The organism is Labilibaculum sp. (assembly GCF_963664555.1).
Taxonomy (GTDB): domain Bacteria; phylum Bacteroidota; class Bacteroidia; order Bacteroidales; family Marinifilaceae; genus Labilibaculum.
In genome coordinates this window covers 2,178,807-2,193,912 of record NZ_OY761461.1, presented here as the reverse complement: position 1 = coordinate 2,193,912, position 15,106 = coordinate 2,178,807, and the positions used below count along the sequence as shown (strand labels likewise).

13 protein-coding genes and 1 pseudogene are annotated in these 15,106 nt (G+C 35.8%); 7 read left to right on the top strand and 7 right to left on the bottom strand.

Features of this window, described 5'->3' with window-relative positions:
* Nucleotides 1-224: 224 nt before the first annotated feature.
* The 3 genes from ACKU4N_RS08655 to ACKU4N_RS08645 all read right to left on the bottom strand — a co-directional run bounded on the left by ACKU4N_RS08655 (nucleotide 225) and on the right by ACKU4N_RS08645 (nucleotide 2,538).
* The gene (locus ACKU4N_RS08655; protein WP_321322490.1) at nucleotides 225-884 is read right to left on the bottom strand and encodes a (Fe-S)-binding protein; all 660 of its coding nucleotides are present in this window, start codon (nucleotides 882-884) and stop codon (nucleotides 225-227) included.
* 27 nt (nucleotides 885-911) lie between these two features.
* Nucleotides 912-1,613: a GTP-binding protein gene (locus ACKU4N_RS08650; protein ID WP_321322488.1), complete on the bottom strand. Its 702-nt coding sequence runs from the start codon at nucleotides 1,611-1,613 to the stop codon at nucleotides 912-914.
* A gap of 121 nt (nucleotides 1,614-1,734) precedes the next feature.
* Nucleotides 1,735-2,538: an ATP-binding cassette domain-containing protein gene (locus ACKU4N_RS08645; RefSeq protein ID WP_321322486.1), complete on the bottom strand. Its 804-nt coding sequence runs from the start codon at nucleotides 2,536-2,538 to the stop codon at nucleotides 1,735-1,737.
* A gap of 231 nt (nucleotides 2,539-2,769) precedes the next feature.
* On the opposite strand from ACKU4N_RS08645, the gene ACKU4N_RS08640 reads away from it, so the two are divergent.
* From ACKU4N_RS08640 to ACKU4N_RS08620, 5 genes and pseudogenes are all read left to right on the top strand, one after another.
* Complete coding sequence (locus tag ACKU4N_RS08640) at nucleotides 2,770-3,387, top strand: hypothetical protein (RefSeq protein ID WP_321322484.1); 618 nt, start codon at nucleotides 2,770-2,772, stop codon at nucleotides 3,385-3,387.
* Complete coding sequence (locus ACKU4N_RS08635; protein ID WP_321322483.1) at nucleotides 3,384-3,674, top strand: winged helix-turn-helix domain-containing protein; 291 nt, start codon at nucleotides 3,384-3,386, stop codon at nucleotides 3,672-3,674. Before ACKU4N_RS08640 ends, ACKU4N_RS08635 begins: the two co-directional genes overlap by 4 nt.
* 53 nt (nucleotides 3,675-3,727) lie before the next feature.
* Nucleotides 3,728-5,071: a cell envelope integrity protein CreD gene (gene creD / locus ACKU4N_RS08630; protein WP_321322481.1), complete on the top strand. Its 1,344-nt coding sequence runs from the start codon at nucleotides 3,728-3,730 to the stop codon at nucleotides 5,069-5,071.
* A gap of 48 nt (nucleotides 5,072-5,119) precedes the next feature.
* A pseudogene (locus tag ACKU4N_RS08625) lies at nucleotides 5,120-5,371 on the top strand (diacylglycerol kinase family protein); the annotation flags it as partial.
* 7 nt (nucleotides 5,372-5,378) lie between these two features.
* Nucleotides 5,379-5,483 (top strand): diacylglycerol kinase, encoded by a 105-nt coding sequence (locus ACKU4N_RS08620; protein WP_407937243.1) that lies wholly within the window; start codon nucleotides 5,379-5,381, stop codon nucleotides 5,481-5,483.
* A 222-nt stretch (nucleotides 5,484-5,705) separates the two neighbouring features.
* Here the strand turns inward: ACKU4N_RS08620 and ACKU4N_RS08615 are convergent, their stop codons facing one another.
* Nucleotides 5,706-7,319 carry a dipeptidase gene (locus ACKU4N_RS08615; RefSeq protein WP_321322479.1) on the bottom strand — a complete coding sequence of 538 codons (1,614 nt, stop codon included), beginning with the start codon at nucleotides 7,317-7,319 and terminating at the stop codon, nucleotides 5,706-5,708.
* Nucleotides 7,320-7,530: 211 nt separating this feature from the next.
* On the opposite strand from ACKU4N_RS08615, the gene truA reads away from it, so the two are divergent.
* Nucleotides 7,531-8,343, top strand: coding sequence for a tRNA pseudouridine(38-40) synthase TruA (gene truA / locus ACKU4N_RS08610; protein ID WP_321322476.1), 813 nt, complete (start codon nucleotides 7,531-7,533; stop codon nucleotides 8,341-8,343).
* Here truA and ACKU4N_RS08605 read toward each other — a convergent pair whose 3' ends face one another.
* Complete coding sequence (locus ACKU4N_RS08605; protein WP_321322474.1) at nucleotides 8,344-10,482, bottom strand: PAS domain-containing hybrid sensor histidine kinase/response regulator; 2,139 nt, start codon at nucleotides 10,480-10,482, stop codon at nucleotides 8,344-8,346. It lies immediately after the preceding gene.
* Between the two features lie 5 nt (nucleotides 10,483-10,487).
* The gene (locus ACKU4N_RS08600) at nucleotides 10,488-11,624 is read right to left on the bottom strand and encodes an FIST signal transduction protein (protein WP_321322472.1); all 1,137 of its coding nucleotides are present in this window, start codon (nucleotides 11,622-11,624) and stop codon (nucleotides 10,488-10,490) included.
* Nucleotides 11,625-11,880: 256 nt separating this feature from the next.
* On the opposite strand from ACKU4N_RS08600, the gene ACKU4N_RS08595 reads away from it, so the two are divergent.
* Nucleotides 11,881-14,277, top strand: coding sequence for a transglycosylase domain-containing protein (locus ACKU4N_RS08595; RefSeq protein WP_321322471.1), 2,397 nt, complete (start codon nucleotides 11,881-11,883; stop codon nucleotides 14,275-14,277).
* Here ACKU4N_RS08595 and ACKU4N_RS08590 read toward each other — a convergent pair.
* Nucleotides 14,274-15,086 (bottom strand): CHAD domain-containing protein, encoded by an 813-nt coding sequence (locus tag ACKU4N_RS08590; RefSeq protein WP_321322469.1) that lies wholly within the window; start codon nucleotides 15,084-15,086, stop codon nucleotides 14,274-14,276. The genes ACKU4N_RS08595 and ACKU4N_RS08590 overlap by 4 nt on opposite strands.
* Nucleotides 15,087-15,106: the final 20 nt, after the last annotated feature.

Below are 15,106 nucleotides of genomic sequence, written 5' to 3'. Positions count from 1 at the left end.
TTCGAAAATCGCCCGACCGCACTTAAGTGTGAGATAAATAAGGAAGTTATTTAAAAAGTAGCCTTGATTTTTTTTGCTTCGTTTTTTGGATCAAGCCAAAAAAATGAAGTCGGGTTTGGGCGGACAGCCCAATACAAAAAAACAAATTGGACAATATTGATTTATAAGCATAAAATTCAAAAGCGCTCTAAGCGATTAAAAAAACTCGAAGAGCGCTTAAAAATTTATTTAATAGCATGAACAACAGGTGGCTGCCACACTTTCAAGTCAATTCCTTCAATCAGGACATTCTCATCTTCAATTTTAACCACTACTCCTGAGTGAACCTTTTGCATCATGCAATGTTTTGGTAAAAACCTCACCGTTTCACCCACTTTTACATTTTTCCCATGAAACCGTCCCTCAAAAGCAATGACCATACAACAACCCACCGGTGTAAACTTAGTCTCGCTTTCTCTCCTTCTGCACGGCCCAATCAGGTGTACAGTAACCAACAAATGATCAATCTTTATCACTTTTCCGTAATGTACTATCGGACATCCCAAGGGTCTGTACTCAATCACTTCCCCTATCTGTAATTTAACTAAAGCCATAGGCATCAACACTTCCCGGCATGAAATCTCTCCTTTCAATGGATCCAAAACAATATCAGCTTCGTAAGCATCAATTACTCCTGCTATTTTTTTCTGACAAGCATTCACCCGGCTGGTTACTAATCTCTCAATTTCTACTTTATTAGCAATAAATCGTTCCTGTGTTAAAAAGGGACATAAATCTATGCTTTCCGATTTTGTTTGAATTGCTTCAGCAAAATCAATACATGAACCAAAGCCGCAACGCCCGCAATTGAACCCGGGAAGAAACTCTATCATCTTTTTTTCCATATTTCTACTCCTTAAAGTGGCAACAACTTATTCGCCAACATATTCCTGCATGCCGTTCATTTTCCGTAACAATCCACGGTGGTGTTCAGCTCCAACTCTTTTTTCACCTGCACAAAGCGTGCAAACCGCAAAAGGTGCATTGTGCCGCAAACTTTCATTTTCAGACACATTATTTTCGGTACTTTTAATTTGCAGGGCCAGTTCTGAAGCTCCTTGCCCGCTTAATCCATTCGCCTCTATGATTGAACAATTCGGATTGGTTTCCAAAATACATTCCCGAAATATCTCCCGCTCCGCCTGCGATATCATATCTCCTTTGGTAATCACCACAATATCGGCACAACTGAGAAAAGGGCCCACCTTCATAGGATTATTGGGACCGCTGGTAGCATCAATCACACAAACACCCAAACTATTATCGGTATAAGGCGCACATCGGTGACACAAACCTGCCGTCTCCATAAACAGAAACTCAGAATTTTGTGCTCTGGCAAATTCCAGAATTGCATCGGTATTATAAATCGAAAAATGATCGGGACACATGTCCATCGACAAACCCAATTGAACCGGAATGCCCAATTTTGCAAAGCGTTTGGGATCATCAGAATACAAACAGTCGATCTTTACAACCGATGGCTTTACATTCTGTTGCAATAATATTTTTAGGGTGTGAATCAGAACAGCCGTTTTTCCGGCACCAGGTGTTCCGGCAACAATAATAAATTTCATATTTTTTTAATTAAGACCTTTGAAAACAGCTTGGCAATCATTATTCGTTGCAGTAAATGATTTTGCATGGCTCGTTTCACTAATCTGTTATTTCCACATGTACAACTCAATCACTCATCGATTATAAGCATTTCAAAAAACTCGATTCGTGAAGCAATGCATCAAAATTGACTTCTTCTATTTTTTTACCCGCCCGCACATCCTCTCTCAAAGTCAAGATATACTGATCGATATCATTTAATTGCAGAGAAATTTGTTTCTCACGGTAAGTACTTTCTATAATATCGCGCATGCCGCCATTCCTCATAATAATTCTTTTTTGGGCGCTTAAAGCCAAAACCGGATCGTGGGTAACCACAAGAATTATTTTCCCCTCGCCCGACAGCAACTGCAAAGCTTCGTGCTTTTTAATCCCTGCATTTTCAATTTCATCGATTAAAACAATCGGCGATTCGCTGATAATAGCAACATCTGCGACCATTAGAGCCCTGGTTTGTCCTCCACTCAAAATTGTTAGATTATCGCCTGCGTTGATTGGCTCGCCCGTAAGAGTGTTGGCAATAGAAATTACGTGTTTTACATCAATATTTTTTTTCCCTCTGCACTTGGCGTGAAGTTTCAAAAAATCGGCAACGGGCATGTCTGCAAAAAAATTCATATTCTGTGACAATTGCGCCACCATTTTCTTTCTGGGATCGCTCCGAAGTTCATGGGAAGGAATTTCACCATTAATTAAAATTTTGCGTTTACTCGCCGTATCTCCTTGTGCCAACTGCTCAATATCTGCAATCAGCTGACTTTTCCCACTCCCGGTAGGTCCCACAATTCCATATATTTCACCTTTATTGATTCGCAAATCGGGCAAACGTTCCGTATTGCCTAACTTGTCAATACCTGCCTGTATTGTAATCTGATGTATTTCCATAAGCTACTCCGTTCAAATTGATATGGAACAAAGTTCAAGCTTATTCCAATCAGAAGAAACAGCTTATGAGCGTATTATGAGAATAGGTTTTTGTACGTATATATCTTTAAAATCAAATAGATACAATAAAAAAGTGGTGTCAGAACTAAAATAAAACCACTTTTTTTTTAGTAAAATATTTCAAATTCATATTTTTCCCTTATATTTACTTTGAATTACAAAGTACTTTTTATGAATCAGCAAAAATACATCGAAGACTTAAAGGACATCAAAGAAATGATGAACAAATCGTCTAAATTCATCTCTTTGAGTGGTTTATCTGGTATCTCAGCAGGTATAATTGCACTTATTGGTGCTTATTTTGCCTGGGCAACAATTTATTCCAGATCTGAATATCAAGACTTTAACCGAACCCTTTTAAATATTGATCAGTTGATAGAATTGCTGACCATTGGTTTTGTAACCTTGATACTCGCATTAAGTTTTGGACTGTTTTTTACCAGATTAAAGACAAAAAAATTGAAACAAAAAGTGTGGGATTCTCAAACCAAAACACTTCTAATTAATTTGTTAATTCCATTGATTAGCGGTGGTATATTTTGCCTTCTCCTTTTGATGAAAGGATACATTGGATTGATTGCACCACTAACCTTACTATTTTATGGTTTGGCACTGGTAAATGCCAGTAAATACACAATAAGCGAAATCCGCAGTTTGGGAATACTTGAAATTTTACTAGGTTTGACCGCCACTTATTTCATCGGATATGGTTTAATCTTTTGGTGCATCGGATTCGGTCTGCTACATATCATTTATGGGATAGTAATGGAGTTAAAATACAAATCGTGAAAGAACTGCTTAAAGATTTAAATAAAGCTTTTGAAAACCGAATCCGGCTGGGAATCATGTCGGCTTTGGTGGTAAACGATTACCTCGATTTTAATGCCCTTAAAAACCTGTTGGGCGTTACTGATGGTAATTTAGCGAGCCATTTAAAGTCGCTTGAAAAAAGCGGGTACATTCGTGTACAAAAAGAGTTTATGGATCGGAAACCCAACACTAAATATTCTGCTTCGGATGAAGGCAAACAGGCCTTTATCAAACACATAAAGGCCATAGAGCAACTGCTTAAATAATTTTTTTTCATTATCTACTTTGAATTTCAGAGTACTTTTAAAACAAAATAAAAATGAACAATACCCAATCACCATTCGACAAAGTAAACAGCTGGATTAAGAATTCGGTTGGACTAAAACTAGGTACCATCACCATTTTAATGCTCTTACTGCTGATTCCTGCCAGCATGATTAAATCAATCATCAGCGAAAGAGAAATGCTCAATCAGTCGGTATTAAACGAAGTCAGTCAAAAATGGGCTGGCAAACAGCAAATTAACGGCCCAATCCTAACAATACCTTTAACTTACGAACACAGCTCTGAGGATAATAAAACAATTACGGAAACGAAATATTTATACATACTACCCGAAAAGATTAACATAAACGGAGACATTGAACCGGAAAAACTAAAAAGAGGAATCTACGAAGTAGTCGTATACAAAAGTATTTTAGACTTCAAGGGTCAATTTAAACCAAATACCAAAATTGATCAAAATGGATTGAAAGAAATTAATTACGACAAAGCTTTCTTAACTGTTGGAATATCGGATCTTCGAGGCATAAAAGATCAGATTACCCTGAACTGGGGGAATCAAAAACTGGATGTACAAGCCGGTTCTAAACTAAGCGAAATGGTCTCCTCCGGCATAAGTATCGATTTGCCTGATTTGAGGGAACAAATCAACTCAACTATTGATTTCTCATTCCAATTAAATTTACAGGGAAGCCAGAACCTTTCCTTTATACCGCTAGGCAGCACTACAAAAGTGAAACTATCTTCCACCTGGTCTTCGCCAAGTTTTAATGGCAACTTTCTTCCCGACAACCGAGAAGTAAGCGATGAAGGTTTTTCTGCCGACTGGAAAATTCTGCAACTAAACCGAAACTATCCACAAACATGGATCGATAAAAATATGCGAAACGAAATGCTGTATTCAGCCTTGGGTGTTGATCTGATTATGCCTCTGGACGATTATCAAAAATCCATGCGCTCCTCCAAATATGCAGTTATGACCATTGCCTTAATATTCTTGGTATTCTTCTTAGTCGAGATTTTGAATGGACGGAAAATTCACCCATTTCAGTACACTTTGGTTGGTCTGGCTCTTTGTCTTTTCTACATCTTACTGATATCCATATCGGAGCATTCAAATTTTAACATTGCCTATTTAATTTCAGCAGGCATAACATCACTGATGATATTAATTTATGCCAAAAGTGTATTTAAATCTGGCAAATTCACAGGAGTTTTAACAGCCACCATACTGGGTATTTACGGCTTTTTATTTGTCACCCTGCAATTAGCCGATTATGCTTTATTAATGGGAAGTATTGGCTTAGCATTAATACTGGGAGTCACCATGTACTTCACTAGAAATATTAACTGGTACAAGTTGAATATGAAGACTGAGTAAATTATTACCAATGCAATATAAAATGAAAAAGCAGAACAAAAATTCTCGATAATTGATCGCTTAAAAAGTTTTAAATACGCTTTCAGCGGATTAAGAATTCTACTCAAGGAAGAGCACAATTCCAGAATTCACATTTTTTTGGGATTAACAGTCATAATTCTATCGATTGTACTGGATATCAATCCTATTGAATGGGGCTTCATTATTTTTTCTATTGCATTGGTAATAACTGTTGAGACGATTAATTCTGCCATTGAAAATATGGCAGATTTTCTTACTCTAGAAAACAACTATCACATAAAAAAAAATAAAAGATCTATCTGCTGGTGCCGTTTTATTGAGCTCACTCTCTTCAGTAATTATAGGATTACTGATTTTCATTCCCAAACTCATAAGCCTGTTACAGTTTTAATATCCATTCAAGAATCTTCCCATTATGCACATTCATTTCACATGCCTGTCAATTCCATCAAATAGCAGATTATGCTTTTTCTATATACTAAGTATAGAATCAGGTTCCTTGTATTGGGATTATGGATTTGGATTCCAATTTTGATTTTTTTCACTATAAAAAAAGCCGGTTGAGACAGATGCTCAACCGGCTTTTTTATGCTTTTGAATAAATCTGATTTTATTAAAATCCCAAACCGAACCTTCCCCAATATTCATTTTCCAGCTCTTTCCATCGTAACATGGTAGCGCCTGTAAAATCGCGTGTATATTTGTTCAACAATACTTTTGCCTCTTTTGTTTTACCATCTTTCAACAGCTTCTGAATTTGTCCTTCAAGCGCAGCCGACTCCTCAAAACCTTTCTCCTCAAAATAAGCAACCTCTTTCATCATTCCTTCCCGGGTAGTTTGCCATTGCAAAGTAGCCAATTTGTTCGCCTTGCGATATTGCCAAATAGCAGCATCGTTGCGGTAACGATGCTGACCACAATACTGAAAGCTTTCAGGCAATTCGCTTGTTCCTGAGTAAATAGGAATACGAGGGCTTTGAGCTGGATTGTCGAAAGAAAACCACGCTCTTCCACCAATTTCATCAGGTAACCAATCTCTTAATTGAATGATGTGTGAGTAAGAACACCACGATACGGCAACTGTCCGCTGATACTCAACCGATCCATCTTCCAGGTAATTGTAAAGCTTTCGATTGTCACCATTTGGCCAAGGATGTGCGTTTAGTGCAGTAATGGTATCTGCACCTATTTCCTCTTTTTCCTCGTTGTATTTTTTCTTTATCACATTCAAATTCTGAGTCATATCATACTTAGTCCCTTCGTAGGTTTCCCGATACAAAGCAATAATATCCCGTACTGAAACTTTTTGATCCGGTTTTACCGAAAATGGTAATTCTTCAGCCTCAAAATCTAATTTTAACGATGGAGCCAAAGCATTCATAATAAAAAACTCCCTGATTTTAAATGGCTTTTCAACCTTACCATAAGCCTTCCAGAATTTAAATTCCTCTTCTCCATCCCACCGGCCTAATTCTTTTGCTGCAGAAAAAACATTTTCCGAATACATAAAGTAATCTTTACTCTTTTTATCAATCACACCTATTCTTGATATATTTGCCGATACACCTATATGATCATCCGGAATGCGCTGCGCAGCCCAAACACCACCAACTTTATCCGGGCCTTCACCAAAAATTTCCAATTGCCAAACTTCTTTTTTATCAGCAATCGTAATGCATTCACCCCAATCACCATAACCATAATCTTTAATCAATTTTCCAATCAATGCAATAGCTTCACGGGCCGTTGTGCAACGCTGAAGTGCAATACGCTCCAACTCTTCAATCAGAAACATCCCTTTATCATTCACCAACTCTTTCGGACCAACAATGGTTGTTTCGCCAATAGCCAATTGCTTCTCATTCAAACAGGGATAAGCTGTATTTAAATAGGCATAAGTTTCCTTTGCCTGAGGTATTGTGCCAGCCACATACATTTTTCGTCTGTCCCAGGCTGTTTCTGTCTTCAAACTGCCTTTATAAATTTCAAGGATGGTATCCTTCTCAAATTTTTGTCCTTTTTCAACCTGTAACCAAGTTCGGTATTTACCATCACAAGTATGACTGGTAATTACAGATCCATCTGTTGTAGCCTTTTTCCCAACCATAATACTTGTACAGCTTTCTCCAAAATAAGGATCGTTCACCTGATCGAATACCGACTGAGCATAGGATTGCTGAGTACCAATTGCAAAAATCACCAAAATGGCAATCAATAATTTCTTCATTGTTTGTTGTTTTAGTTTGTGCTCAAAAAAACATTAAATCGTGTTCGTATTTTTCCAAAAATGAGCTCTAAGATAACTTATTGCTAATATTTATTGGCAATAAGCTGATAATTTAAAAGGAGTTTAGAGAATTTCTGATCATTTTAAAAATAGATCCTATGAATTAATACCTTTGCTGAATTGAAAATTTCAAAAGCTAAAACAAATAAGAGTGAGGTACTTTTTTCACATCGGATACAAGGGAACCGAATACAGAGGTTGGCAACGACAGAAAAATGTGATGAGTGTTCAAGAGGTAATTGAGGACAAATTATCCAATTTACTGAAGGAGAAGATCGTTTGTATTGGATGTGGCAGAACAGATGCTGGCGTGCACTCCTCACAGTATTTTTTCCATATCAATACGGACAAAATCTGGAACGATCATCATCTTTTTGTTTTAAATAAAATCCTTCCATCGGATATTTCGGTTTACGATGTTTTTGAAGTGGACAACAACAATCATGCACAGGCAAGCGCAAGCAAAAGAACGTACAATTACTTTATCCACACCAAAAAAAACCCTTTTCTAAATGAAATAAGTACACTTTACAATATAACTCCTGATGTGGATAAAATGGCTAAAGCGTCCTCTATAATTACAAAATACAATGATTTTAGAGCTTTGTGTAAATCACCGGATAGCCACAACCACACACGTTGCAATATATTCTCAGTAAAATTTTTTACCGATGCTTCGAAAACAAACTTCCGTTTGGAAATATCGGCTAATCGATTTTTAAGAGGGATGATCCGAATTCTTGTTCACGAATTAATCGAGGTCGGAACAGGGCAAAAGAGTATTGACGAATTCGAAGAAATGATTAAAAACAAAACACCTCAACAATTTTTAAACATAGCACATCCTCAAGGTTTGTATCTATCGCAGGTTCAATACCCTTTTTTTAAAACAGAGCCCACTAACGATTTCTGTCCCCTATTAAAAATGAATCAGTGGATAGTAATAAATAATGTGCCGCTATAATTAGATAATGTATTTTTCAATCTTCTGATACAAGTCTTCCGGATTTATTGGCTTGGTTACAAAATCATTCATTCCTGCATTCAATACTTTTTTACGAATTTCGCTAAATGCAGAAGCAGTTATTGCTAAAATGGGCATTGTTTTGTATTTCTCGTCGGGCAGACTCCGAATACTTTGTGTGGCTTTATAACCATCCATTATTGGCATCTGTAAATCCATCAACACCATATCAAAATTGCCCGTCTGCACCTTTTCAAAAGCTATCTGTCCATTCATTGCAATTTCATAGGTAATCTCCCATTTTTTAAGGAATTGCCTCAAAATCAATATATTCATCTGATTGTCTTCAGCCAGCAAAATATGCAAACCTTTCATTTTATCGCTATTTTGATAACCTTCGGTAATAAAATCCAATTTGGATTTTGACTTATGACTAATTGTCAAACACAAATCAAAAGAAAAAGTAGTTCCAAATTCAAGATCGCTCTTAACATTAATCTGGCCACCCATAATCTCAATTAACTTTTTTGAAATTGTTAAGCCAAGACCGGTTCCTCCATATAATCTAGTGGTATTTGAGTCTGCCTGAGAAAAAGACTGAAATATTTGATCTTGTTTATCCTCCGGAATTCCAATACCTGTATCTTTAATTTCAAATTTCAATTTTACTTTATCATCATATTTTTCCTGATAAGAAACTACCACCTGAACATTTCCCTTATCGGTAAATTTAACTGCATTACCACACAAGTTATTAAGAACTTGTGAGATACGGGTCGGATCACCAATCAAGTAAGCCGGAATTTTAGGATCTACATCTACAATAAAATCCAAACCTTTCTCTTTTGATTTCATATCAAAGCCTGAAGCTATGTTCTGAATCAGATTCCTGAAATTGAAATCTACCGATTCAATATCAACACGACCAGCCTCAATCTTACTAAAGTCTAAAATATCATTAATTAAAGTCATTAAATTATCTGCAGATAGTTTCAGAATATTGATATTCTGAATTTGATCCTCTCTTGGATTATCCTCCGACAATAAATGAGTAACTCCTATAACAGCATTCATGGGAGTACGTATTTCGTGCGACATAGTAGACAAAAACTGCGCTTTTGCATAAGTTGCCTCCTCTGCCTTCTCTTTGGCAATGATCAACTCTTGTTCCACTCGTTTTCTTTCCGATAAATCGTTTAGTACAACAAACAACACATTTCCATCCATCAAAGGCACTTTGTTTAATGCAACTTCAACAGGAAATTCCATTCCATTTTCTTTGCAGTGAATCCAATCAAACTTAGCATTTCCATTAACCTTACCTTCTTTAATAAACAATTTAGCTTTATCCAAAGACAACAATCCATCAGGTTGATATTCAGGTGAAAAATCTTTTACATATTTGCCAATAAAATTCTCCTTCGAGCTTACACCAAATAAATCAAGACATGCCTGATTACATTCAATAAATCGGGATTCTTTAATTAGAAGGTAGGCAACAGATGATTTTTCAAATATCAATTTGAATTTTTCTTCTGTTTTCTTCTTCTCATCCTCTAGTCTTTTTCTATCGGTAATATCTTTTAAAGTGCCTGTAAAACCATTTCTCTTTCCATCAGTACCTCTTGTGACTCTAATTGCAGCTTCGAACCATTTGTAACTACCACTATTAGTTACTATCCGAACTTTAATAAAACAAAAACTGGTTTTATGCTCAATTAAAGTTCTCAATTTCAACATACAACTCTCTATATCATCAGGATGAGCAAATTCAAATGCATTGGAGCCAATACTTTTTTCAATACTAAACCCTGTAATTTTTGTCCATGCTGAATTTAAATACAGCCATTCTCCGTTAAAATTAGTTTGAAAAATAACCTCTGAGATATTATTTACAATTGATTCCATTCTAGAGGATGTAGCTTCAACCTCTTGTGTCTTATTATCAACCGCTTTTCGCAGTTCCTTATTAAGCGTAAAAAGTTCCAGAGAACAAGTTTCTAAAATATTCTCCGTCTGTTTTATATCTTTATCGTAATCCTCATACGCTTCTTCCACAGCATTCAGAAAATCTTTAAATTTACTTTCATCTTCTGTAGATAAATACTTACGGACTTGCCTTTTCAATAATCGATGCATATGCTTTATTTTTCAGAAAAGGTGGTTATAGTCATGGTTTGATTGTGTAGAAAACTAGGACTATCTTCTTTAAACGGAGATATTTCACCGTAAGAATAAAATCCGGTAAGAATAGCCTGTTTACCTATCACATCAGCAACAACTTCAACTTCTTCTTCAACCAATTGCTTAAGCACTAATTTGCGGCCAACACAACTAATCAAAATAGCGAATTCTGACTCTCCTTTGGGAATCATATCAGTGCTTGCTTTTGCTGATAATTCAGCTCCTGCAATTAATCGATCTACATTTGCTTTCATCAATTTTACATATACTCCATCAGGAATATTACCACCAAAAATGAGGCTTTGATCCTTTTCATTGATTCCATGCACGGTGCGAACCACAGCATTTTGAGAATCTCCCACCCTACAGCTTAATGGAAACGACATGCCTGACACTGGCAAGTCCTTTGCTCTTTCCCCCAAGAATTGTTTGTATAATAATAGAGCTGGTTGATGATCCAATTCGTATAAAATATTGTTCTTTGATTTTGTGACAAGCCGTTCAATGCCAAAATTCTCCCATCCACCATTTGTTCCGTATCCTACGGAAATAGAATCTCCATAGAATCCCAAAGCACAAACACAATTTGATTTTACCTCTCCTTTTTCGTCAAACACAAGGGTTTTTGAAAATCTTATCCCATCTCCGGCCAATCCTCCTGTAACTGCAACTTTCTTCGACAATTTATTTTGAATCCCTTCAATAAGATTACATCCATTAACATTAATCCCATCGGATAAAACTATTAAATGTTTCAAATCCTTCTGAGGAAATTTCTCACACAATTTCTCACCACATTCAATATTGTTCTTATACTTTGCAAGATCAACAGATTCTATTCTTATCGTTGTGGAAGAAAATTTAACTGCTGCAACTGAAATACTGTTTTCGAATACCTCCAAACCTGAAATTTCACCAGAACTTGAACATCCAAAAATCTTTGCGTCGGGAAAAGAATTCCTAATTGCTAACTTAAATTCTTTTTCGCACATTAAATCTCCATCGCCAAAAATAAACAGCAAATCCGCGGCAAGCCGAATTTCTTCTATTTTAGAAAACTCACCCTTCGAACTTATGATTACTTTTTCTATCTCCACCTATATAAATTTAAGAAATAAGACGTACCAACCGCATCAAATAAATCACACATTTACATCAATTAACAACAGTTAAAAGTTATTTCATCAATATATGTCATACGATGAATAATTCAGACTGTTTCATTAAGATACTAAAAAAATAAGTATTATTGTTTACATTTGAACGCGAAATTTCCGGAATGGATTTATTCAGGTTATAATCTTTTAGGAATTTATGCGTTATTGTAATAAATACGACGTTATTAAATTTAGAATGGCAACAGCAAAAAAACCTTTTAAGGGGAAAACGACTTCAAAAAAGAAAAATAACAGTAACAAAAAGAACACTGAAAAACGTTCATTTTCTAATTACTTAATCCGTTTTTTAGGATTCGGGCTACTATTATTCCTGACAACTATTGGTATTTTACTCGGTAGTGTATACATAGGCCTTTGGGGTAAATTGCCGGATTACTATACTCTTAAAAACATTAAAAATGCAAATGCATCTGAAATTTATTCTGAAGATGGTGTTATTTTGGGAAGAGTTTATGCTGAAAACCGAACCAATGTAAATTTTAAAGACATTTCTCCAGATGCAATCAACGCTTTAATCGCTACTGAAGATGCCCGTTTTTACCAACATCAAGGCATTGATCAGAGAAGTTTGATGCGCGTATTGGTAAAATCCTTAGTTCTGGGGGATAAAAGTTCAGGAGGAGGAAGTACTTTGAGTCAGCAACTATCAAAAAATCTTTATCCCAGAGGAAATTTTGGCCCACTAAGCATGCCGGTAAACAAAATTAAGGAGACCATAACAGCATCTCGTCTGGAAAAAATTTACTCCAAAAAGGAAATACTTCAGTTGTATTTAAATACAGTTTCATTTGGCGAAAATGTTTTTGGTATTGAAAGTGCATCCCGACAGTTCTTTAGTAAACCGGCATCAAAACTTGAAATTCATGAATGTGCCGTACTTATCGGCATGCTAAAAGCGCCAACATCCTACAATCCAAGACTTCATACTGAAAGATCCAAACAAAGAAGAAATATTGTCCTGAGTCAAATGGCTAAGTATAAGTTCATTACCGATAGTGAATTGAATAAAATTCAGGCCAGGCCATTAATTATCAATTATCAGAAGCAATCAACACAAACAGGTCTGGCGTCATATCTTCGCGAAAAAATAAGAATTGAAACAAATACAATATTAAAAAAACACCCAAAAGAAGATGGTACCTACTATGATATTTATCGTGATGGACTAAACATCATTACTACACTAGATGCTAGAATGCAAATGCATGCAGAAAAAGCAGTTGCAGAACACATGAAAGGTTTGCAAACCCAATTCGTTCAACATTGGGGCAAAAAATCTCCCTGGGGAGAAAATACAGATGTAATAGAGGATGCAAAATTACGATCTGACCGTTACAAATCCCTTAAGCTAAAAGGAAAATCAACATCGGAAATTAATAAAATATTTACCGAGAAGGTGAACATGAAAATTTTCACCTGGAATGGAGATAAAACTGTAAAAATGTCTCCTCTTGACTCTATAAAACATTACATCCAAATATTAAATACCGGATTTTTAGCCATGGAACCTCATACCGGCAAAATTAAAGCCTGGGTTGGCGGAATCGATTTTGATCATTTTAAATATGATCATGTAAAAGCAAAGCGGCAGGTAGGATCGATATTTAAGCCAATTGTTTATACTGCCGCTTTGGAAGAAGGAATTTCCCCTTTTGAGTACCTTCCCAACGAACGCAAAATTTATGACGAATACGATAATTGGTCGCCACGTAATGCAGATAACCTTTACGAAGGAAGTTACAGCATGGAAGGAGCTCTTGCAGAATCGGTAAACACAATTGCTGTAGATGTTCTTTTGGAAACCGGAATACGCAATACCATAGTGCTGGCTGAAGAAATGGGAATTGACAGCAGCTTGCCAAAAGTACCATCTCTAGCCTTGGGTACTGCGAATATTTCTTTGTTTGAAATGATTCAGGTTTATGCTACACTGGCTAACAGAGGTGTGCACACAGATCCTTACTACATATCAAAAATTGAAGATCACAAGGGTAATTTAATTGTAGACCTTTCGGCTGAAAGGGAAGAAAACAGGTTTGTAATATCTCCTCAAAATGCCGACATTATTAATTATATGCTGCAGGCTGTAGTAAATGATGGTACGGCAAAATCACTTCGTTCAGTTTATGGATTAAAGGGCGAATTAGCCGGAAAAACAGGTACTACACAAGATCAGGCAGACGGTTGGTATATTGGTTACAATTCCAATTTAGTGGCTGGAGCATGGGTTGGTGCCGAAGATATGCGTATTCATTTTAACTCTTTAAGCCTTGGACAAGGAGCAAGTATGGCTTTACCCATTTACGGTAAATTCATGAATAAATTAAGCACAAATAAAAACTTTAAACGCTATACAGATTCATCTATTGCAAAACCTGACAGTAATATTTTGGCAGACTTGGATATGCCGCACTATTTGCCCCCGGAATCAAACTTTTTCGATCATTTATTTGGTGTTGCAACAACAGATGAAGATAAATTAATGAAACGAAAAGCAAGACGGGAAACACGTAGAAATGAGAAAAAATCAATTTATCAAAAAATTAAAAACATATTTAGACGTAAAAACTAGAAATGCTTCCTCAAGTATTTATCAGCTTCATTTTTAAATTCCAGCTTTAGTTTATTGTTCTGATTTTTTAAGTTTTTAAGAGTTCTCTTCACAGCAGGTTGAGTTAATTCCTTGTCCAGTTTAATCAAGAACTTATCCATTACCAGGTAATTGTGCCAATTACCTAGTAATGTTTCGGTTAAATTTACAATTTCTAAAGCCTGTTTTCTTTTCTCATCGTCCTGCAAGGTGAGCAGTAATTGCTGTAGAGACTTAACAACCTTAAGTAATTTTCTGATTTCATGATGATATTCCTCTCCTTGTGATGAATTAAATAACTTGTTTACTATTTCCAATTCATCATGAATAATACTGTCTCCTTTTATTTTCAGCACTGAAATATTCACCTGATCTAATAGAGAGCATAAACTTGTTACTCTTTTTTTAAACGTAAGAATCTCGAATTTAGATAATTTATCTTTAAAATTTTCACCACTCGAATTCAGCCCATCATCTAAAACATGCATTATCCCGGAAGGTATATCAATATTACTGTTTAACAATAATGATTTAGAAACTTGAAGCGCACGAAGTTTACCGGCACTATTAAATATACCTTTCAACTGTTTCAATAGCTTCGAGCCTACATCAGTATCCAAATCAAATTCTTCAATCAATAGCAGTAAGCTGCGTATGTATTTAATATCAACACGCAACTTGTGAATGTCCTCTTCTTTAATTTGTTTGGCCACGGACAAATTAATCAAAAATGAATCAAACCTTTCTCTATAAAACGAACTTAACCTAGTATTTTCTTCTTTAGACTGCATCTTTCAATTTTTACATACAA